Source organism: Arthrobacter ginsengisoli, from assembly GCF_031456935.1.
GTDB lineage: Bacteria > Actinomycetota > Actinomycetes > Actinomycetales > Micrococcaceae > Arthrobacter > Arthrobacter ginsengisoli.
In genome coordinates, this window is the sequence record NZ_JAVDVQ010000020.1 from 52,930 (window position 1) to 74,689 (window position 21,760).

General features: G+C 64.0%; 17 protein-coding genes and 2 pseudogenes. 11 read left to right on the forward strand and 8 right to left on the reverse strand.

What is annotated here, in order from left to right; translation table 11 throughout:
* Positions 1-11: 11 nt before the first annotated feature.
* Complete coding sequence (locus J2X01_RS17645; RefSeq protein WP_310060420.1) at positions 12-1,388, reverse strand: NAD-dependent succinate-semialdehyde dehydrogenase; 1,377 nt, start codon at positions 1,386-1,388, stop codon at positions 12-14.
* 778 nt (positions 1,389-2,166) lie between these two features.
* Here J2X01_RS17645 and J2X01_RS17650 point away from each other — a divergent pair.
* Together J2X01_RS17650 and J2X01_RS17655 are read left to right on the forward strand one after the other, a co-directional pair.
* A complete protein-coding gene (locus J2X01_RS17650) occupies positions 2,167-4,935 on the forward strand; it encodes an MGH1-like glycoside hydrolase domain-containing protein (RefSeq protein WP_310060423.1) in 2,769 nt (922 codons plus the stop codon).
* 46 nt (positions 4,936-4,981) lie between these two features.
* Positions 4,982-6,511, forward strand: a complete 1,530-nt coding sequence (locus J2X01_RS17655) for an alpha-amylase family glycosyl hydrolase (protein WP_310060425.1) — start codon at positions 4,982-4,984, stop codon at positions 6,509-6,511.
* 167 nt (positions 6,512-6,678) lie between these two features.
* Here J2X01_RS17655 and gad read toward each other — a convergent pair whose 3' ends face one another.
* Both gad and J2X01_RS17665 read right to left on the reverse strand, forming a co-directional pair.
* Positions 6,679-8,058 carry a glutamate decarboxylase gene (gene gad, locus J2X01_RS17660; RefSeq protein WP_310060428.1) on the reverse strand — a complete coding sequence of 460 codons (1,380 nt, stop codon included), beginning with the start codon at positions 8,056-8,058 and terminating at the stop codon, positions 6,679-6,681.
* Between the two features lie 31 nt (positions 8,059-8,089).
* Positions 8,090-10,162 (reverse strand): chloride channel protein, encoded by a 2,073-nt coding sequence (locus J2X01_RS17665; RefSeq protein WP_310060431.1) that lies wholly within the window; start codon positions 10,160-10,162, stop codon positions 8,090-8,092.
* Between the two features lie 704 nt (positions 10,163-10,866).
* Between J2X01_RS17665 and J2X01_RS17670 the strand changes: the two genes are divergently transcribed.
* From J2X01_RS17670 to J2X01_RS17700, 7 genes and pseudogenes are all read left to right on the forward strand, one after another.
* On the forward strand, positions 10,867-11,910 hold the full coding sequence (locus J2X01_RS17670) for a zinc metalloprotease (protein WP_310060434.1): 1,044 nt from the start codon (positions 10,867-10,869) through the stop codon (positions 11,908-11,910).
* A gap of 54 nt (positions 11,911-11,964) precedes the next feature.
* A complete protein-coding gene (locus tag J2X01_RS17675; RefSeq protein WP_310060437.1) occupies positions 11,965-12,270 on the forward strand; it encodes a hypothetical protein in 306 nt (101 codons plus the stop codon).
* A gap of 304 nt (positions 12,271-12,574) precedes the next feature.
* Positions 12,575-12,961, forward strand: coding sequence for a nuclear transport factor 2 family protein (locus J2X01_RS17680; protein WP_310060441.1), 387 nt, complete (start codon positions 12,575-12,577; stop codon positions 12,959-12,961).
* Positions 12,962-13,377: 416 nt separating this feature from the next.
* Positions 13,378-13,971, forward strand: a complete 594-nt coding sequence (locus J2X01_RS17685) for a hypothetical protein (RefSeq protein WP_310060444.1) — start codon at positions 13,378-13,380, stop codon at positions 13,969-13,971.
* 383 nt (positions 13,972-14,354) lie between these two features.
* A pseudogene (locus J2X01_RS17690) lies at positions 14,355-14,492 on the forward strand (6-phosphofructokinase); the annotation flags it as partial.
* Positions 14,493-14,958: 466 nt separating this feature from the next.
* Positions 14,959-15,399: a CBS domain-containing protein gene (locus tag J2X01_RS17695; protein ID WP_310060447.1), complete on the forward strand. Its 441-nt coding sequence runs from the start codon at positions 14,959-14,961 to the stop codon at positions 15,397-15,399.
* Positions 15,400-15,610: 211 nt separating this feature from the next.
* Positions 15,611-16,021, forward strand: coding sequence for a substrate-binding domain-containing protein (locus J2X01_RS17700; RefSeq protein WP_310060450.1), 411 nt, complete (start codon positions 15,611-15,613; stop codon positions 16,019-16,021).
* On the opposite strand, the gene J2X01_RS17705 is transcribed toward J2X01_RS17700, so the two are convergent.
* Complete coding sequence (locus tag J2X01_RS17705; protein WP_310060453.1) at positions 16,010-17,041, reverse strand: NADPH:quinone reductase; 1,032 nt, start codon at positions 17,039-17,041, stop codon at positions 16,010-16,012. The two genes, J2X01_RS17700 and J2X01_RS17705, sit on opposite strands and share 12 nt — an antisense overlap.
* 670 nt (positions 17,042-17,711) lie before the next feature.
* On the opposite strand from J2X01_RS17705, the gene J2X01_RS17710 reads away from it, so the two are divergent.
* Positions 17,712-18,677, forward strand: a complete 966-nt coding sequence (locus tag J2X01_RS17710) for an amidohydrolase family protein (protein WP_310060455.1) — start codon at positions 17,712-17,714, stop codon at positions 18,675-18,677.
* A gap of 787 nt (positions 18,678-19,464) precedes the next feature.
* The gene (locus tag J2X01_RS17715; protein WP_310060457.1) at positions 19,465-19,893 is read left to right on the forward strand and encodes an HAD domain-containing protein; all 429 of its coding nucleotides are present in this window, start codon (positions 19,465-19,467) and stop codon (positions 19,891-19,893) included.
* 267 nt (positions 19,894-20,160) lie between these two features.
* Here J2X01_RS17715 and J2X01_RS22065 read toward each other — a convergent pair whose 3' ends face one another.
* The 4 genes and pseudogenes from J2X01_RS22065 to J2X01_RS17725 form a co-directional block, all read right to left on the reverse strand.
* Positions 20,161-20,394, reverse strand: a complete 234-nt coding sequence (locus tag J2X01_RS22065; protein WP_374724992.1) for a TOTE conflict system archaeo-eukaryotic primase domain-containing protein — start codon at positions 20,392-20,394, stop codon at positions 20,161-20,163.
* On the reverse strand, positions 20,381-20,491 hold the full coding sequence (locus J2X01_RS22070) for a hypothetical protein (protein WP_374724993.1): 111 nt from the start codon (positions 20,489-20,491) through the stop codon (positions 20,381-20,383). The genes J2X01_RS22065 and J2X01_RS22070 overlap by 14 nt, the downstream gene beginning before the upstream one ends.
* On the reverse strand, positions 20,451-20,723 hold the full coding sequence (locus tag J2X01_RS17720) for a hypothetical protein (RefSeq protein WP_310060459.1): 273 nt from the start codon (positions 20,721-20,723) through the stop codon (positions 20,451-20,453). The genes J2X01_RS22070 and J2X01_RS17720 overlap by 41 nt, the downstream gene beginning before the upstream one ends.
* Positions 20,720-21,608, reverse strand: a pseudogene (locus tag J2X01_RS17725) (maleylacetate reductase). Before J2X01_RS17725 ends, J2X01_RS17720 begins: the two are co-directional and overlap by 4 nt.
* Positions 21,609-21,760: the final 152 nt, after the last annotated feature.

The following is a 21,760-nucleotide window of genomic DNA, read 5'->3' on the forward strand; positions in this document are numbered from 1 at the left end:
TGCCGTTGAGCTCAGGCGCGTGGGTTCCGCACAAGCTTCTTGTTGGCGAACTCGTTGAAGCCGAAGCGGGCCAGTTCCCGACCGAAGCCGGAGCGCTTGACACCGCCGAAGGGCAGGTCCGGGGCGGTCTTGCTGGTGCTGTTGATCCACACCATGCCGGTCTCCAGGGACGCCGCGATCTGCTGGGCCTTCTCGTCGTCGCTGGTGAACACGCTGGAGGACAGCCCGTACGGGGAGTCGTTGGCCAGCTCGACCGCGTCCTCGAGGGTCTCGAAGGGGTAGACGACGCCGGCCGGGCCGAAGAGTTCCTCGCTGTAGACGCGCATCCCGGGGGTGACACCGCCCAGGATGGTGGGCCGGTAGTAGGCGCCGTCCTCATCCGTCCTGCCGCCGCCGAGCAGGACTTCGGCGCCCTGGGAAACTGCACCCGCCACGAGCTCGTCCAGTTCCTCGGCCGCAGACTCCGAGGAGAGGGGCCCGAGTTTGGTGTCGCTGCTCGTGGGGTCTCCCGGAGTCCACGAGGCCGCCTGCTCAACGAACTTGCGGACGAACTCGTCGTACACGCCGGACTGCACCAGGAAGCGCTTGGACGCGGTGCAGGCCTGGCCCGCGTTGGTGAGCCGGCTGGCAGCGGCGGCCTTCGCTGCGGTGTCCAGGTCCGCATCATCCAGGACGATGAACGGATCCGAGCCGCCCAGTTCCAGCACGCACTTCGTCAGGTTGCGTCCGGCCACCTCGGCGACGGCGGCGCCGGCCTTCTCCGACCCCGTCAGGGAGACGCCCTGGATCCGTGGATCGGCGATGGCGTCGGCCACCTGGGAGGAGGAGATGAAAGCGTTGAGGTACACCCCATCCGGCAGCCCGGCCTCGGTCAACACCTGCTCAATGGCCAGGGCCGACTGGGGGCAGTTGCGGGCGTGCTTGAGGATGATGGTGTTGCCCAGGGCGATGTTCGGGGCAGCGAAGCGCGCCACCTGGTAGTAGGGGTAGTTCCACGGCATGATGCCCACGAGCGGGCCGGTCGGTTCGGTCCGGACCACGGCGGTGCCCGGACCGGAGATCTGGAGGTGCTCATCGGCCATGAACTCCTCAACGTGGTCGGCGTAGTACTGGTAGATCGAGGCAACCAGGGCGACCTCGCCCTTCGCCTGGGCGGCGGGCTTGCCCATCTCCAAGGTCAGCAGCGCGGCGAGCTCTTGTCCCCGCTCCCGGTGGATCTCGGCGGCCCGGGTCAGAACGGCACGGCGATGGTCCAGGGAGGTGGTTCGCCAGGAGCGGTACGCCGCTTCGCTGCGCGTGATCAGGTCCTGCAGCTCGGCGTCCGAAATTTCCGGGAACGTTTTGACCGTTTCGCCGGTGGCCGGATTGGTGGTCGTGTACACGCCCATGGCGGGTCACTCCTTCGGTGCTGGTGAGGGGCGCCGTCGTCGTGATGGCGCCCCCTCGGTGGCAGGGTGCCGGCGGGTCAGGCTGTAGCCGGTTGACCGGCCTTGGTCAGCTCGAAGCCGCCGTAGCCGCTGTTGGTCCCCCGAACGTTTGAAGACCCGGCAGTTGCGGGAAGTTGACGGCCGAGAGCAGGCCAAATGTTCCAGCGCACAAGCCTTCCAACGTGAACGGCCAGGGCAGCCATGCATTGCTGCCCAAATTCTCCTAATTCATGTTGAGTTCGGGATCGAATTGATCTCAACGAGTTGCGGATGAGATCAGGATACGCTCGTACACACACTCAACGGGGCGCTCCCCCGATGCGCCCCTGGCCCGCCCGCATCAAGGGGCCAAGATCAACCTTCCGCTGGCCCGGCAACAAGAATTGGCTCATGGGCCCCGTCACCCGCCGGGTTGATTTCGAGCTTGGGCCGACTACCAGAAAGCGCACGCCAACGCGCTGGAGGCACTCGACGGGCAGCGCTACTTCCGGCTGCCGCCCTTGAATCGCTGCAGACCTCGCTCCTCGTCCAGTCGGACCACGAGCCGCGCCGACGTGAACGATAGGTGAATTGTTGCTGCGGGGCAACTAGGGCATTGCGCCGCCTGCTATCGTCATGCCAGAGGGCACACCCGGCGCGGCGCATGACGTCGCAGAGAGTCGGTGGACCAGGTATTGGGGCCGCCATCCGGGACATGTCTTGAGAGGTTCGGCCGGCACCGCTTCCTGGGAGGACCCCCATGACCGACGATACGACTCCGCCCGCGGCCCCTCGGGTTGTGACCGCTGAACATGCCCGGCTGGCCGAGGCAACGGGTACCGCGGAGGATGTCCTGTTCGAGGCGAATCCTTGGTACGAGTGGGGGCCGTACCTGTCGGAGCGGGCCTGGGGCACGGTTCGGGAGGACTACAGCGACAGTGGCGACGCGTGGGAATATTTCCCACACGATCACGCCCGGTCCCGTGCGTTCCGGTGGAACGAGGACGGCATGGCGGGGCTGTCCGATATTCACCATGACCTGTGCCTGGGGTTGGCGCTGTGGAACGGGGCCGATCCAATCCTGAAGGAGCGGATGTTCGGGCTGACGGGGCCGCAGGGCAACCACGGGGAGGACGTCAAGGAATACTGGTGGTACCCGGACGCTTTGCCCAGCCATGCATGGCTGCGGTGGCGGTATCACTACCCGCAGGCAGCGTTTCCTTATCAGCGGCTGATTGAGGAGAACGCCCGCCGGTCCCGGGACGAACCCGAGTTTGAGTTGATGGATACCGGTGTCTTCGACGGGGGCCGGTACTGGTCCGTGGATGTCGCGTACGCGAAAGCCTCACCGACCGAGGTACTCGCCCGGATCACCATCGAGAACCATTCCTCCGAGGAAGCGGTGCTTTCGGTGTTGCCCACCATGTGGTTCCGCAACACGTGGCGCGCCTCCGGCGGTGAGGCGCCGTCGTTGTTCCTGGACGGGGACGGGGTGGCGGTCGAGCACCCACGGTTGTCCGGCTACCGGCTCGACGCCGCTCCCACTCAGGAGGGAGCGCGGCCACAGGCGTTGTTCTGCGACAACGAGACGAACACGGCGCGGCTGTTCGGGTCGGCGCCGGTCACCGCCTATCCGAAGGACGGTATCAACGACCATGTGGTCTCCGGCGCCGACACCGTGAATCCGCAACATCAGGGTACCAAGGCAGCCTGGTGGTATCAGGTGACCGTGCCGGGCGGGGGCCGCGTCGAGCTGCGGCTGCGGCTGCACCGGCCGATCCCGGACCACACTGCACCCCCTCCCGCGTGGTTCGACTCGTATTTCGATGGCGTCATGGCAGACCGGGAGCGCGAAGCAGACGAGTTCTACTCGGCAATCGCCCCGGCCGAAATCGGCGCCGAACAAATGCGGGTATTGCGCCAGTCCTGCGCGGGGCTGGTCTGGAGCAAGCAGATGTACCCGTATCGGGTCAACCGGTGGTTGGATGGCGACTCCGCCCAACCGGCGCCGCCAGCCGGGCATCGTAACGGCCGGAACACGGGGTGGCGGCATCTGGACTCGTTCGATGTGCTTGCCATGCCCGACCCGTGGGAGTACCCGTGGTTCGCGGCCTGGGATCTGGCGTTTCACGCCGTCACCTGGGCGCACCTGGACCCCGCATTCGCCAAATACCAGCTGTTGGTGCTCCTTCGGGAGTGGTTCCAGCATCCGAACGGGGCGCTCCCGGCTTATGAGTGGAGCTTCGACGACGTCAATCCACCGGTCCATGCGCTGGCCGCCCTCCGCGTGTTCGTCATCGACGGCGGCACCGACTTAGGCTTCCTGAAACGGGTGTTCCACAAGCTGCTGCTGAATTTCACCTGGTGGCTCAACCGGCAGGACCCCGACGGGAACAACCTGTTCGGTGGCGGCTTCTTGGGTTTGGACAACATCAGCCCGATCGACCGCTCGCATCTCCCGCCCGGCTTCAAGCTGGACCAGGCCGACGGCACCGCGTGGATGGCGTACTACTCCGTGGCTATGCTCACCCTTGCCACCAAACTCGCCGAACACGACGACGCCTACGAGGACATGGTCGTGAAATTCCTCGAACAGACCGTGCTGATCATGGACGCACTGGAGGATTCAGGCTGCTACGACGCCGAGGACGGCTTCTTCTACGACCGGCTCACCGGCCCCTCCGGGATCAGCGTCCCGATCAAGGTGCAAACCCTCGTCGGGTTGATCCCGGCGCTGCCCGCGGTCGCGCTTCCCACCCAGGACACGGACCGGAACCGCCGGCTGCGGAAGCGGTTCGCCCTCCGGTTGGAACAGACCGATCGGCACGAGATCCTCGATTGGCAGGTCCGTGGCACCGGGGAGTCCCGGCGGACGCTGCTGTCGGTCGTCCCGATGGACAAGCTCGCCCGGCTGCTCGGCACCCTGTTCGACGAGGAGGCATTCCTGTCTCCGCACGGCCTGCGGTCGCTCTCCAAGCGGCACAACACCCCCTACACAGTTCCCGGGCTGCCCACCGCTGCCATCCAGTACGAACCAGCCGAATCGCGGACCGCGATGTACGGCGGCAATTCCAACTGGCGTGGACCGGTGTGGTTGCCGGTCAACTACCTCATCATCCGTGCCCTGCTGCAGTACGACCAGTTCTTCGGCCCCGACTTCACCGTCGAATACCCCACCCGATCCGGCCAGCAGCTGACCCTGCGAGAGATTGCCGGTGACCTCGCCGATCGGCTGGTGAGCATCTGGGTCCCCGGGCCGGACGGACGCAGACCGGTCTACGGTGGCGTGGACCTGCTGCAAAACGATCCAGCGTGGAAGGACAACCTGCTGTTCTATGAGTACTTCCACGGCGACAACGGGGCCGGACTCGGTGCCATGCACCAGACCGGGTGGACCGCTCTGGTCGCGGAGCTCCTCCTGGACCCACCCCGCCATAGCGACAGGATGGTGTTCCAGGACAACGCGGACCCAGGTGCCATGCCAGGACCACAGGAAACGGAGCCGGGAACCCATGTCCAACGAGACTAAGGACCCGGCCCGTGTCCGGAGAGTCATAATCAGCGAGGGCGCTGCGATGGAAGAGAGGGCAGCGGCGGCCCGGCCACCGGGCCTGTCGCCACCGGTAGCCCATCCCTTCATCTACGAGATCAACACATGGGCATGGCTCGAATCAATCAGCGCGGAAGATGGCAAACCAATCGATCTGGGCTCCGTCCCGGAACGGCACTGGGACCAGATTGCCGGTCTGGGTTTCGACTCGGTCTGGTTGATGGGGGTCTGGCGTCGCAGCCCCGCCGGAATCGCGATCGCACTGGCAAATCCGGCCCTGCGGTCCGACTTCCAGGCCGCTCTTCCCGATTGGCGTTCCGAGGATGTCGTCGGGTCGCCGTACTGCGTCAGGGACTATGTGGTCGATGACCGCCTGGGTGGCCCTGCCGGGCTTGCCGCCGCCCGGGAGGCGCTGGCGATGCGGGGTATCCGGTTGATCCTGGACTTCGTGCCCAACCATGTCGCACCGGACCACCCGTGGACCATGGAGACGCCCGAGCTCTTCGTGCAGGGGACGGCCGCGGACCGGGACCGGGATCCCACGTCCTTCCTCGAGGTAGGCGGCCGAGTGCTCGCCAACGGGCGGGACCCCTACTTTCCGGCGTGGCCGGATGTCGTTCAGCTCAACGCCTTCGACCCCGCCCTTCGATCGGCGGCCGTGGAGACAGTGAGATCGATCGCCGATCAGTGCGACGGGGTGCGATGCGACATGGCGATGTTGGTCATGAACGACGTTTTTGCCCGCACGTGGGGTGTTCGGGTCGGTCCTGCACCGAGCACGGAGTACTGGCCAACGCTGATCACCGCCGTCCGTGAAACCCACCCCGGTTTCGAATTCCTCGCCGAAGCCTATTGGGACCTTGAGTGGTCCTTGATGCAGCAAGGCTTCGATTACTGCTACGACAAGCGTTTGTATGACCGTCTTCTCGGTAGTAGTGCCGACGAGGTGCGGCTACACCTGCTGGCCGAGCGCCCGTATCAGAACGCCCTTGTGCGGTTCGTGGAGAATCACGACGAGCCCCGGGCCGCCGCGGCGTTCGGGCCCGGCCGTACACGGGCAGCGGCGGTGGCCGCACTGACCCAGACCGGGGCACGGCTCATTCACCACGGGCAACTGTCGGGGCGGCGGGTACGCCTTCCGGTGTTTCTCGGTCGTTTCCCCGCCGAGCCGGTCGATGACCAGCTCGCGGAATTCTACCGCCGGCTTCTGGCGGCTGTCGCCGACCCGACCTTTCGGGACGGGCACTGGCAAACGTGTGAACGGTCCGGGTGGCCGGGCGAGAACAGCTTCGAAAACCTCGTCGCCTGGAGCTGGGACGGCGCCACCAGGTGGCTGATCGTCGTGAATCTCAGCGACGCGCCCGCCACAGGTCACGTGAAAGCACCGTGGCCGGACCTGCGTGGTCACCGGTGGCAGCTGACCGACCCCACCCGGGACATGAGTTTCGACCGCGCCGGTGACGATCTCGTCGACGGGCTGTTCATCGGACTTGACGCATGGCAATGGCATTTGCTCCGCATCGACCGATCGCCAGACCGCGCTGACCATGACTGACGGGGCCCCTGGGCGACCGCCGTCGTGCCGTCCGGCGAGACGGTCGACGGTCGCCACGCTCTCACTCCAGCGATCCGCCGTCGGGTCCGTCTAAGGCTTGCGGTTGCGGTGTACCCGCGTCAGCCCGGTCGGATGTGTCGGGCCCGGTGTTTCACCGTTGCCCTGGGTCAATGGCCGGGTCCCGTAATGATCTTCTTTCGTTCGGATTCGTGCGCGCCGCCCTTCTTCGCCAGCGTGGCGCACGCCTCTTCGATGTCTCGGGCGAGCGTGTCGACGTGTTCGCGGCTCATCGTTTCCTTGACCAGGGCCCGCATGATCGTCACGTCTTGGGCATTCGGCGGCAGGGTGTAGGCCGGCACCATCCAGCCGCGCTCGGCCGAGAGCTGCCAGGCAATGTCGAATTCGTTGTACCCAGTGTCGGCGGCGAGCCGGAACGCGACCAGGGGAAGTTGCTCCTCGTCGGGGCCGATGATCTCGAACCGGCCCATGGCGTCCAACTTCTCGGCGAGGACGCGGGCATTGGTCTGCATGTTTTGCATGATGTAGGTGTATCCGGCGCGACCGTAGCGCACGAAGTTGTAGTACTGCGCGAGAACCATCGACGAGCCGGTGGAGAAGTTCAGGGTGAAGGTCGAGTCGGTCTTGCCGAGGTAGTTCTCCTCGAAGACGAGGTCCTTGGCCAGGTCGGCCTTCTCCCGGAAGATCAGCCAGCCGATCCCGGGATAGACCAGTCCGAACTTGTGCCCGGAGACATTGATCGAGCGGACCTGCTCGAGCCGGAAGTCCCACTCAGAGTCCGGGTAGAGGAAGGGCCAGACAAACCCCCCACTGGCCCCGTCCACATGCAACGGCACATCAAGGCCTCGCTCACGCTTGATCCGTAGCAGCAGGTCGTTGATGCCAACGATGTCGTCCTTGTGCCCGGTGAACGTCGTACCCAGCACGGCAGCGACACCGATGGTGTTCTCATCGACATGGGCCTGCACGTCATCCGGGCCGATCGTGTACTTCCCCGGCTGCAGTGGCACGATCCTCGGCTCGACGTCGAAGTAGCGGCAGAACTTCTCCCACACGACATGCACGTCGCCGCCGAACACCAGGTTCGGGCTCGACGTCGACGCGCCGGCGGCCTCGCGGCGCTTGCGCCAGTTCCACTTCAGGGACAGACCGCCGAGCATGATCGCCTCGGACGATCCCTGGGTCCGGGCTCCCGTCGTCTCGCCGGGCGCGTGGAAGAGGTCGGCGAGCATCCGAATGCAGCGCTGCTCGATCTCGGCCGTGCGGGGATATTCGGCGTGGTCGATGAAATTGCGGTGCAGGTTCGCGGCGATGATCTGCTGGGCCTGCGGCTCCATCCAGGTCGTCACGAAGGTCGCCAGGTTCCGGGCTGGATCACCCTCCAGTGCCAGGTCCTCCGATACCAGCCGCAAAGCGTCCTGAGCAGGAATACCGGTCTCCGGAAACTCCCGGCTCGGAACCTCCTGGGTCACGAATCGGTTGCCGAACAGCGCCACGTCGGCATCGGCCGGCTGGGAATTTACAGACATCACTTCTCCTTCGGAGACTGTTAAAGAGGGGTTACTTTTGAGTTCCCCGGTCCGCGGGAACCGAGGCGTCGGTGGATTCCGGACTCAGCATCAGAATCGCGCCGGTGAGGAAGCACAGGGCTCCCACGAGTGTGCCGAGATTGGACAGCTCGGCGTTCCAGACATCGCCGCTCGACGGTATGACAAAGGCCGCGACAGCCGAGACGCCGAACGCAACAGAGCCGGCCACATTGATCAGGGCGATCTTCCACGTCCGAGACCGGGGCCGGCCGGCAATGGCGCCGCGACCGGCATCCCGCAACGCGACACCGCTTGCAATGAGGAAGGCGACTGAACCCAGAGCGTCGGGCCGCCACACCCGCTGCTCCGTCAGCGCAGCACTGAGATTGTCCCGCAGTGCATTTCCCGTGCTCCAGTTGAACCACAGTGTGCCGGCAAGTTGAACCGCGCCGGCGAGCCAGCCGAGATTCCGCGGCGCCCACACCCAAAACGAATGGCGCCGCGTGGTACCCGCGTCCGGGAGCGCGTCAACGGCTTGGCGGTACTGCAGGAACGCCGCGCAGGTGAAGAACAGCGAACCGACGAAGAATGTGGCTGCACTCAAGCGCAATCCCACGGCCTCGGCGTATGACGGCACCGCCCCCAAGGCGAACAGACTCGAACCAATGATGAACAACCAGGCGGTCCACCGGCCCCGTGCGGTCGAACGGCCCGCGCGCGGGATCTCAGTTGGGTGATCAGCCCTCGAAGGGGCCCGATGCTGGACGCTGCCGACATCGTCGGGCGCCACGGGGGCCTTCGGGCCCGGGACCGGGAGCACATTGGTGATCACGAAGGCCACCGCCACGGCCACCACCACCTGGGGTGTTACGGCCACACCGTCCACTCCCAGCAGCAGCGTGGCCAGCAGCGTCGATGTCAACGGCAGCCGCAGCATAGTTGCGCACATGGCGCCTATGCCCATGCCGATTGCTGCCGCGAGATTCATTCCGGGCAACCCGCTGGCAGCAATGCCGAGCGCCGCGCCGATGAACATCGACGGGAACACCGGCCCACCACGAAATGCGCTCAGCGAGAGCCCGTAGACCAAGGTCTTACAAGCGATCAGCAGGACCAGCACAGCAAGCGAGTAGCCCGCGGCGTCTTCGACCAGCTCCGGAAGTGCGTCCTGCCCCGAGAACAACACCTGCGTGAAGCTGCGCCCGGAGATCAACTGGTACGCCATCGCGGTGAGACCGATCAGCAAGCCGAGCGTTGACGTCACCAACACCCGGTTCAGATGCACGACCGGACGAAGCGACAGCGCGACCCAGCGGATCAACCATCCCAACAGGGCGCCGACCGCGCCCATAATCACCGCCCAGCCCAACGTCGCCAACGTTGGAGGCACCGCGGGCGGCACTACGGGCAGCGCCAGCGAGAAGGTGCCCAACCCGGTCCAGCCGTCCAAGCCGACGAAGACCAGCGCCCCTACGCCAGAAGCGAGCAGCCCGGGCAGGGCCATCAGACTCAGCGTCATTCCCCCGATCCCGGCGGCCTCCATGATCAGGAATGCACCGAGCACGGGAGACCCGAGCAGGGTACTGATCGCTGCGAAGCTGCCAGCCGACGCCATGATCGTCCGGGCCATGGGCGGAGCGTCTTTCTTCACCAGGTGCACCGCCAACGCCCCGAGGCCGCCACCGATCGCGATCAACGGCCCCTCGGGCCCGAGCACCGCACCCAGGCTGAGCGTGGTCAGCGCCGCGAGAACGATGCCCACGAGCTCCCGACCGCTGGCCGGACCGCCGCCGGTCTTGAATCCGAAAGCGGGTGAGTGGCCGCCGGTTCCCGGCAGATACCGGATGGTCAACGCCGTCAACAGCCCACACAGCACCAACCACGGAACCGGCCACCACGCGGGAACAGGACCCCCGAGGAGTTGATTCGGCAGCCCGACGAAGACGAACCGCTGGAGTGCCGCGACCAAAGCGAGAAAACCGTACGCAATGATCGAGATGGGAACGCCCAGGACCGCTGCCAGCACGAGCGCAGCGATGTACTGCCTGGAACGAATCACGGCGACCGGATCGATACTGGGCGGCGACGCGGCAGGCTCGCTCATTCCCGGCAACCCTCCTCGCCTATGACGATTCGGGTCACTCCGAATGTCCTTCTTCCAGATCGGGTCGACTTGCCCAACCGGCCACACCGCGGGAGAGCGGGTTCGGTGCGCCCGTGGTAATAGTTGAGCATCCCTTCTCCTTCCTGGCCGTCCGCTGGACGGCGGGAGCCTTCAGTGAGTTTGCACAAGCTATCGGGCCGGTCAATCACATGTTCTCCAAGCTAGCGCTTCCAGTGGGGGCAGTCTTCACCCAATGCGGGTGAAAAAGAACCAAAAAACACCGACGTCCGTTGCGGACGTCTTTCTGTCGCCGACATTGTGGACCCCGAGTCGCTGCAGAAAGTGCGCGCCAGCAAGCAAGCAGGCTGCCAAGGCCGTCATCAAAGCCGCGAAGGCATCCGAGCGCTGATAAGACTGGCATGACCCAAAGGGTTCCGTGAGGTTCGTTGATCTGGCCGGGCCCTTGTCGACAGCATTCTGAACCCGAGGGGAAGCACCTTCTCCGATCTCTTCACGAATAAGGCCGCTTCGGAGCCGCCGGGACAAGTGAGCACGGTTAACGGCCTGGCGTATGCACCGGTTCTACGGGCAGAGATCACCGGTGTGCTGATACCACGCGACTGCCCTGCCTGTAACGGCAGAATAACGCCGGAATCCTACGCTTTTTGTAGCCACCCAGCCCGCACGTTTTCGGTCGACGGCAGATGACAGGAAACCAACGAAACAAAGGCTCACGAACTTCCCTCACCAATGATGAATTCAGGAACAGAAGCGGAGAAAAACTGATGACAAGCAACGCAAACCAGCTCCAGGATGCACTACGGGAAATTTCAAACATAACCGCGCGCTTCACCGGCACCGGAGCGGACCCGGGCGCGGAATATTCCAGTGACGGCGAGGTCGACGTAAATACCGGCTGCCGGATCATGCCATTGCCCGATCGGCTGTGGGAGAAAGCGGCCAAAGCGGCAATGCGGATAAATCCGGTGAATGCGCCGCTGCAGATGCTCTCCCTCGGCGACACGCCCGTCCTCGAACCAATGCGGCTCACCCTCTTCGTAAGCAAATACTGGGGTCCGCAGCCAAAGCAGTTGTCGGTGAGCTTCATGGAGAACACACCGTCAGAGCTGCGAACCCGCATCGTCAGCCATCTCAATGCCTGGTCGAACACCGCAGGCGCAGGCATCTCATTCGCCCAGACTTCCGGAACCGGCGATGTGCGTATATCCCGGGGCTCTGGAGGGTATTACTCCTATCTCGGAACCGACATCAAGTTCATCCCGCCCAACAGGCAGACCATGAACCTGCAGGGTTTCACTATGAACACTCCGGAAAGTGAGTACAAAAGGGTGATCCGCCACGAGGCCGGACATACGCTTGGGTTTCCGCACGAGCACATGCGCAAGGCCCTCGTGGACCGCATCGATCCCGCGAAGGCCTACCCATATTTCCTCAGGACCCAGGGCTGGGACCAGGCGATGGTCGACCAGCAGGTCCTGACTCCGCTGGGAGGCAACTCAATCATCGGCACAGAGCCGGACCAAGACTCGATCATGTGCTACCAACTGCCCGGCGAGATCACATTTGACGGCCAACCGATCCGCGGCGGGCTGGACATCAACGCCACCGACGCCGCTTTCGCCGCATTGATCTACCCCAAGGTCCTTCGCTCAACGGTGGACAACGGGCAGGCGAAGGCGGCGTCCAGTCGGATTGACTGGGACCCGTCGGAGGACGTGAACGTCTGACATGACCGACTCGCCGGCGGAAAGCGGCGCGTCCTCCAGACACGAGTCCGCGACGTGAGCCGGCTGATCAGTATCCAGCCCCGTCAGCAGGACCTGCCCGCGGAACTGGTGGTGGGGGTCGGTGACGTTCTCCAGTTTGCAGCCACGGGCGGTCACCTCCGGACCGGAACTGCCATCGAACTCATCGGAATTCTTAACGACAGCGTGGTCGGGACAAACGGCCAGGTGCTCAGCCCGCTCGGAGCCCCTGGCACGGTCCTTTTCCGCGCCGTCGAGACGGGGCGGGCAGTCCTCGACATCGTGACCGGCGACCCATGGCAGTCCCCTATCACCCTGACGGTGAACGTGCGTGTGGAGTAAAGACCCGGACCCGGCCAACGTACACAGGTTAAAGCCAAGACCCCCTCTCGCGAGGGGTCTTAGTCGTATCGCAAACACTGCGCCCGAGGTGGGAGTCGAACTGCATTCCAGCCTCTGCAAACACTGGACTCCCCGGAAACATAAGGAATCCGGCCCTTCGCCCCGGGCGAAAGCCCATGTGAGCGGAGCTTCCCGTCCTATTCCCCGGACGCTAGGCTTCTGGGAAACGATGTGACCAGCCGCGGGTTCTTGGCTTGCTCATGGCCCCTGGCGGGCCCCTCCGTTGCGCAAGAAAGGATTTCCTATGCCGGACTCCAGCGTCGAAGGGATCACACGCTCCTACATCCAGGCCGTTGGCTCCCACGATATGGACGCCCTTGGAAGCCTGCTCGGTGAGGATCTCGTAGCCACCTTCGCCGGTACGACGCTCGACAAGGCCGGGTGGACCATGGCGCTCAAGCGCCTTCTCCCGGCGCTGGTCCGCAACGACATCCGGGAGGTCTTCACCGCGCAGGACCGTGCCTGCGTCGTGTACGACTTCATCACCGATACGGCTGCTGGCGCCATCAGGTGTATCGAGCTGCTCACCATCAACGCAGACAAAATCCGCGAGATCGAACTTGTCCTGGATCGAGTGGCCTTCGCCCCCGTCAATGAAGCCCTGAGCATACGGGGGCCATCGGCCCAATAAGGATCCCCATCACCGACGACGTCGTCGAAATGGCCCGCTCTACCCTCATCACCGGCATCGCCTAGAACCGCCAAAGCGAGCTGTAAATATTGGGCCGCTACGGAGTTTTCAGACCGTAGGCCCCTCCGCCACCGAGGTTCCGTTGACGGGCTCGGAGCGGGCGGCAGCAAGTCCAGCGGGCAGGGCCTACCCCACCCCCGCACCGGCCCCCACCGGCAGCAGACGCCGAAACAAGCAATTTCATCAGTACAGAAAGACACACAGACAGACTGAGGCACGCCAAGACAGACAATGCAACCAAGGTTGCGACGCAGGCACACTGGGCATGCCAGTAACGGCTCGGTAACGGGGTGACTGCTGTACTTGCTGCAGCCGCTTACGGCTCCCCCTCCCCCCAGAGCGAAAGGATCAACGCGATGTCCTCCGAAGTTGAAGCGAACAGTGCTGCGGTCGTCATCCAGGTCGGCGACAGCGAGCCAGAGGTCCACGACGGTGTCTCGACGGAAGAAGTCGTCGATATCGTCGCACGTGCTGACGAAGGTATCGCTCAGCGTCTCAAGGCCGCAGAGGATCGGGTGAACGCTATCCGTGCGGAGGTGGTGGGCGATCCCGACATGACCGTGGAGTACTTCCTAATGCAGCGGGCGCAGAGCCGTGTAGGTGAGCTTCTCAGCCACGACCTTGAGCATTTAGACCCCGAGGAGCATCGTGCCCGGGTAGACCAGTACCACCGATATGCGGAGGTCGGATCGGCGCTCCTCTACCGCGATCGCGACTTCCACGGCGGGTCGAAGTTCTTTACCGTCACTTGGCCGAACTTCAAGTGGTGGCCCTACAAGTTCAACGACGCCGCGTCGTCGGCCAAGGCATGGGGCGGCAACATCCTGTTCCAGCACACGTGGTACGGGGGTCGTCGTCTGTACCTTATCGGGCTGCCGTATGTCGAGTTCCCGGATCTTGGCCGCTTTGAATTCAACGATATGGCCAGCTCGTTTGTGTCCTTGCCTTGATGCATTCCTGCCAGGAGCCAGCTCTTTAGACGCGGAAGGCCAGCCCAAAAGGGGCCGGCCTTCCGCTTGTATGCCCAGCACGGTGTCATTTTCAGGAGTCGCCCGCACCAGTTCACGAGGCCAGATGGCGCGGGTGCACGGATTTGCTGAGACTTCGAAGGAATCGTCGGTTTCCGGACCAAGAACCAAGCCGACATTCTCTTGTCGCGCCTGAACGGACCCGTCACGGCCGCCCTCGACACACTGACCTCCGTCGTAGCGGACGCCGGCATCCAGAACGCGGCTCCGTGAGCTCCTGCAACTGGGCACAACGGGACGTTGACCACGTAGTTGCGGCATGCCGCCATCTGGCGGCCAAGCTCCGACCCTGAGAACGCGCACCCCCATCGCGCATGGAATCACGGCACTCCGAGCGCGGGTTGGACACCTTTGGCCGGCGGCGGCTGGGCGGCATTGCCCATCAGCTGGCTCCGGAAATCGAAGCCCGCACCGGCGTTGAGACCCGCGCTGCCATCCGGGGTATCCAGCCCCTCCACGACCGCACTATCCGGGAAACACGGGCCTGAGCCATCGCGTTCGGTCCTGAATTGCACCGGCAGCTGACCCGAACGGTTCAACCCCGGCAATTGCCCGCCGCGCAGCAGCCCCGCCCGTTGGCAGGAATGACAGACGCGGCAACGCACGAAGCCTGGACTTCGACCCGTCGATACACATCCGCGCCGACAGGGACAAGACGCCGGAAGAAGGAACCCGGTTTCATCTGACCGTGCAACGGTGCCCGGAAATGCCATCCTGACTGGCCTTCCGATGACCGGCCCGGCCATGCCCGAAAGAACGAAGAACTGCCCGACTCCCTCGTGGTTAACGGAAGCTCCCAAAAAGGAGGAACCGGCGTCGACAACGGCGCTGGCCCCGGCGTAGGCTGGCAGCATCGGCGCATGTGCCCGGTGACTCTGCGTCGATACCTCAATCGATGAAGGAGGACCAATGAGTGCCGTACGTGAATTCATGAGTACGGATGCACAGTGCATCAAGGAGAACCAGTCCCTCGTAGATGCCGCACGGATCATGCTGAATCTGGACTGCGGATCGTTGCCGATCTGTGGTGACGACGGCAAGTTGAAGGGCATGATCACTGACCGAGACATCGTGCTCAGGTGCGTTGCCTTGGGCCGTGATCCACGCGAGATGATGGCCCGCGACCTCGCCACCGGTGCGCCCCACTGGATTGACGCCGATGCGAACGTTGATGCCGCCATCGAAATGATGGAGAAGTACCAAGTCCGGCGGCTCCCGGTCATTGCTGACCACAAGTTGGTCGGCATAATCAGCCAGGGTGACATCGCGCGCAACTACTCGGAGGAGCGTGTGGGCGAACTGGTAGAGCACATTTCGGAACGCAAACGCCTGCAATCGAGCAGTTCATAAAGTCAGGCAATTCATCAGCAAGCAAGCGCCACGGAGTAAACTCCGTGGCGCTATTTTGTGCCCGCATGGCCCTGTCCGAGGCTTACACGGGTAAATGAATTCAGGTGATTTTTGGGGGGGGTTCCTAGCTCCGCACGACCTTTGTCCGGCACCGGGGCGACCTTCCCTCAGCGGCCTTCGCCGTGTGCGATGAGGTCGCCTTGGCGCGCTCATGGCCCTGAAGGAACAGTGGTTCTCATGCCCGGAGGACATCTCCATTATTGGCATTGACGATCATCCGATGAGCTGGGTGCTCGGCCTGACCACCGTCGCCCAACCAGTTGCCGACGAAGCGGCCTTTGCAGCGTTCCTGCTCCTCGATCGGCTGCAGAAACCTGACGACGCCGGGGCACCCGGCGGTCAACTGCTGTCGACGGCCTTGGTGGATCGCACTACCGCCAGAATCGCGCCTGACTACCGGATCATTGTCATCGCCGGCGCAGGAAACCGGGGCCTGGACCTCAACTCGGAGGCCGAGGCGCTCTGTACCGGGCTACCGGTGTTCCGTCCGGACTGCTCGGCCCGCTCAGTCCCGTGGCTGTACGGCGTGATGATCCCGATGCGTTATCGGCTAGCCCGCTGACACATCGATTAGCACCTTGCCGACGATGCTCTCTTCCACCGCCGTGTGGGCCGCAGCAGTGTCAGCCAGGTCAAAGCGATGCAGCGGCAGACCTGCAGCCTCTCCCACCGGAAGGGCGCCGTCGACGATGGCCGCATTGATGTCCTCGGCGGCGGCTTGCACCGCCGCCATGCCAACGGTGTAGAGCAGCACGAACTGGTAGCGGACGTTGAGGCTGAAATGCCTGCGCACGTCCAGGCTCAGCTGATCGCCGCCGTTGTTGGCGTAGACGGCGACGGAGCCGCGGTTGCGGATCACTGCCAGGTCGAGTTCCGCGTTCTGAGCGGGCGCCACCTCCACGATCTGGTCGACGCCGTTGGGAGCGATCCGGCGGATCGCCGCGGCCGCATGGGTTTCCCGGTAATTAATGACATGATCAGCGCCGGCGGCCGAGACCAGCGCAGCCTTCGCCGGTCCGCTTACGGTCGTGATCACCACGGCGCCGGCCCACTTGGCGAGCTGGATCGCCGCATGGCCCACAGCGCCGGCCCCTCCAGCGACGAGAACCACCTTGCCGTCCAGGCTTCCCGGGTGCAGCCGCCGCGGGCCGTCCTCGGCGATGGTCAGGGTCCGGTGGGCGGTGACCGCAGGAACGCCCAGGCTGGCGCCGAGGTCGAACCCGGCGTTCTCCGGCAGCGGAAAGACCCGCTCGGCCGGCAGCACGGCGAACTCCTGAGCTGTCCCGCCGTCGGCGCGCTGGTAGGCGGCCAAGGCCAGCCAGACCCTGTCACCGACGTTGAGATGCTCGACGCCGGGTCCGACGGCGTCCACCACTCCGGCGCCGTCTTGGTTCGGCACGACCTCCGCGAAGGGCAAGGGCTCGCCCGGTTTGGTGCCGCGGCGCGACTTCCAGTCGGTGGGGTTCACCGCGGAGACCATGATCCGCACGCGCGCCTCCCCGCGCCCCGGGTCGCGGATCTCGCGGTCGACGAGCTCGAGAACAGACGGATCACCGGTGGCACGGTACACGATTGCTTTCATACTCAGACCCAACGCCGACCCCGACCGAAAATTCCCGCCCAGTGCCGGACCAGATGCGGGCAACGGGCCCTCCTGGCCCCAGAACCCACCATGCCCGGCGCCGAACCCGCACTTCAATACGCCGCCCTGGGCCGTGAGCAAACACCACGCGGCGCAACCCATGGGCGTCCTGCAACTGCCCAACCTCGACAAGCGTAGAGGCGGCATGTTCTTTGGGTGGGTGTCCTCCTCACGTGGGGCGGGGCGGCACCTGTATCGGTGTCCCTTCTCCCCCACCATGCCGTTGCTGCTAGTAGAGGCGAGCGGATCGGCCGGCCTATTGTGGTCGATCCGGCGAAACTCGGCTATGGCGCCTACCTTCGCGACCGGGACCTGTCCATCTCCGAGATAGTCAAAGCAGGTTCATATACGCGCTCTAGCCTCTGCCGTCACCTGTCACCTCGCCCCCGGACGCGCGCTGACCACGGAGAACCAGCAGGGCGACTAAGATAACGGCTCCCAGCGCCCGCGGCGGTTGGTACACACGATTTCGAAGAGCGCCCACTGACGGTCGAGCTCAGTCCCAGGCACCGTCCGGCGGTCTGCTCATGAGTCGGATTTGCGAGTAGATTGTTCACATGCGCTGAGGGTCCCTCGTATCAGCGAAACGAGCACGTGGACAAGGATCCGGATGGGCCGGCCGTACCGCATTGACACTCACCAGCACATCGTTCCGCCTGGGTATGCGCGCTGGATGCTTGAAAAGGGCATCCGCCCCGGCGGCATTGGCCTGCCGTCGTGGTCCGAGCGCTCAGCGTTGAAGTTCATGGACAGGCACGACGTGCAGACCGGCATCTTGTCCCTGTCCACGCCCGGCGTGTACTTCGGGGACGCTGCGGAGGCACGGCGGCGGGCGCGGGAGATCAACGAATACAGTGCAGAGGTGGTCGCGGCCCGGCCTGAGCGGTTCGGGTTCTTCGCGACGCTCACGCTGCCGGACGTGCAAGGCGCCCTGGCGGAGGCCCAGTACGCCCTGGACACCCTGCTCGCGGACGGGATCGTATTGCTGGCCAACAACGCCGGCCGCTATCTGGGCAATCCTGGCTTTGAGCCTCTGTTGGAGTTCCTGCACCACCGCCGGGCCGTAGTGTTCATCCACCCCGCTGAACTGCCCGCTCCGGCGGTTCCGGGCATACCCGCCTTTGCCGCAGATTTCTTGCTCGACACCACCCGCACCGCTATCAGCCTTATCCTGTCCGGTGCGATGGAAAAGTTCTCGGGAATCAGGTTCATCCTGGCCCACGCGGGCGGCTTCGTGCCTTACATCGCCTACAGGATCCTGCTGACGATGCTCAACAATAAGGACCTGGCCCTCAGCGCGCTGGCGGCGCTGGGAGATAAGAAGCAGTCCATCTTGCGGCGGTTTTATTACGACGTGGCCCTATCCGCCAGCCCGGCGGCCCTGCCCAGCCTGCTCGAGGTAGCTGACCCGGGCCGCATCACTTACGGAACTGACTTCCCGTTCGCACCCTCTGCGGCGATCGATTTCCTGAATATGGAGTATGAGAATTATCCGCTGGACCCCTCCGTGCGCGCGGCGATAGACCGCGGCAATTCCGAGGCGCTTTTTCCCCGGCTGAGGCCTGAGCAGACTTAGTTCATATTGTGCGCGTTGCGCTCCCTGGCAGGCGGGGTTCCGGTGGAGATCTTCCTGTCTCTATGGCTCGTAGCCGTTTTTCGCAGCGAGGACCTTTCCACCCGGTGCGTCGCTGCATGTTGGCTGGAAGGGCCTTGGCAGGTGGGGCAGCCTTGTTGACGGGTGAGGCCGGCCTTGTTAGGGGCCGGCCTCTGTTTTCCCTCAGGGGTGGAACCCGGCAGATAACCGCGCCGTCGTGTCCTTATCCGGCGATCATGTCGCGTCTCTCAATGAGCTGTCGGGTCATCGCGGGGTGGCGGGCGGCCAATCCTACGGAGCCGTAACGAGGTTAGTCGTCCGGCCACAGCAACAAAGCCATACCCGCGTCCCTCGGGTAGCCACGACCCTACAACGGCCGCGGAAAACTATCCGGCAACAACATAAGGACAGCCGTTGCTTACACCCGCCACTATGGGCTCGTCGAACTTAGGGACCATGCCAGCTCTCGCTTCCTGTGGTTCGAGACTCAGGATACAAAGCGTGTGTCCAGCACCGAGCATGGCTAGATCAATGGAGAAATGGAACCAGAGGTACCAAAATTGGGTTTGGGCAAGGCCACCTAGGCTGCGCCGGGATCGCCAAAGCAACGCGAATAGCCAAGCCGCTGCCCAGAATGAGACCGCGCAGCTCTGGACACCAGCTACATCGGAGTCGGCCACTGCTGAGGGGTGTCTCCATATGGAGATACCCCTCAGAAAGCCCTCCTAAAACCAGCACGCGCATTAGATGACGCAGGAGAATTGCAGTAGTGAAAGTTCTATTCCTCGACATCGATGGAGTCGTCAACCGGGTGGGTACGCGACAGAGCTTTCGCGGCTTCATGGGCATCGATCCTTTCCTGGCGTCCAAGGTCAGCAAGATCATCCTCGACACTGACGCAGCCATTGTTCTTACGTCGACATGGCGGATCTTCAAAGGCGGCCGTGAAGAAGTTGATCGACAGGTCTATAAGACCTTTGACGTTACTCCGACAGCAGACACAGGTTTTCGTGGCGAGGAGGTGAAGATGTGGCTGGACCAGCATCCGGACGTTACGCGATATGCCATTCTCGATGATGACACTGACTTCTATGCCGCTCAGCCGCTCTTCAAGACCAACTGGCAAACGGGAATCACCGACGAGATTGCGCAGCAGATATCCGAATATCTAAACAGTGAGGAGAGAGCCGATGAGTGAGCGTTCAACTTGGTCACCAGCACCTAAGCCCTCTTTCACAACAAGTTCTAAGTTCGAGGAACCGACGCTAGAAAGTCTGACCACTTGGAACGGCAACCAGCGTCGCTACGAGGATTGGGTTTTGGCCTACAACGACGGTCTGGCATTGGCCCCAAGGTGGTTCGCCGTCAATCATATGCGTATTGTCTGCGCCTGAATCATGGGACTAGCCTTGGTCCTGAAAGGCTGAGGCTTTTCTCTTGCCCAAAACTAAAAAGACCCCGCACCTCAGAGATTTACTCGATCCGGGATGCGCGGTCGCGTTGATAGATATACGTGGAGGCTCATGCTGCCACGTAATGCCATCGCCTCGTGGATGAGACCTGTGCCAAGCTGGCGTCCTGCGGATGCCGGTATTGCTGTACTGAAGAAGATCCACGCGTGGGCGCCACGTCCCGATTGGGATACTTCCAACGCTGCAGCAATTCCCGAAAGCGAGCAGCCCAACTTACGCCAACGCATCCAGCATTGCGGCGCCTCCGTCAAAGTCCGCCGCCACCCACCAACAGGTGTCCTGTTCAGTCAAGGGACAGAGGCCAATGTGCTGCACTCCGCGCAAATGATCCGCGACAACGAACGGAGTCAGCGGCAGGAAGTTGGCGCCCGCGATATTTCCCCCTGCGCCAACGATCGGCGATTTCGTCAGGCCTGGGGTCCTCTTCGTGCCAGCCCACCCAGGCCGATGACGTCAGCTTGAGCGTGGGCGTGGCCAGGTCTTCGTCCCACAGGACCAGGTCCTGCTGGCGGTTGAGGTGGAACAGCAGTGCCAGGTGGTGTACCAGTGAAATCATGGGGTGTCGTCCTTCCAGGCGGAGTGCAGCAGCCGTTCCAGGTCCGCGGCGTCGATGCTGCGGGGGTTCGACGGCGGCACATGGGGCAGTATGAGGTCCACAGATTCGGCGATGCGGTCTTCTCGAAGTCCGAGTTCCTGCAGGGTAAGCGGGGCGTCGAGTGATTTGTAAAGGCGTTGCAGCCCGGTGACGGCGCCCGCGCTGTCCAGCGCGGCCCCGATGCGTGCTTCCGCTTCCGGCGCCGCGGCCACGTTGAAGGCAGTAACGTGCGGAAGCATCACGGCGTGCGTCTGGGCGTGCGGAAGATTGAAGGTTCCGCCCAGGACGTGGCAGATCTTGTGCCGTCGCGGCCAGGAAGGCTCCTCTCAGGGCCTGTTCCCGGCCCGCCGCACCGAGGGGGTCTGCCTTGATAGCCGGCAGTCCGCGGGCGAGCAGGCGCATGGCCTCACTGGCGAGTGCTGCGTTCACGGGATCGGCGCGGGGTGCCCAGAGCGCATCGATGCAGTACGCCAAGGCGTTCAAACCGGAGGCCACTGACAGTGCCACCGGAAGCGAAAGCGTCAGCCCGACGTCGTAAATCACCGACGCCGGCAGGACGCGGTCGTCGACGCCGGTGGTCTTGCGGTGGTCCACAGTGATCCCCCAGACATTCGTGGCCTCGGAACCTGCATAGCCGGTGGGCACGGCGATGATCGGCAGTCCCGTGGTGAGCGCTACGGCCTTAGCCAGGCCGATGGCGGAGCCGCCGCCGATTGCCACCAGGAGGTCGGCGTTGTGGGAAGCGGCCGCCGCGCGGGCTGCCTCCGCGGCGGCGGCCGGGACATGCTGGAGGACGTCATGATAGCGCAGGGCAACCTTCACGCCGTCGGTGATTGATCCGGCCATGGCGCTGTCCCTGCGGCTGGAAATCACACCCCCGCCGCCTACGCGTAGTCACAGGCACTAGTCCGAAAATGAGATGACCTGCCTGTGGTCGGGGCCAGCGTGTGGGTGTCCGGAGGCGACATGGAGCCTCCGGTGGTCATGAAGATGGGAGT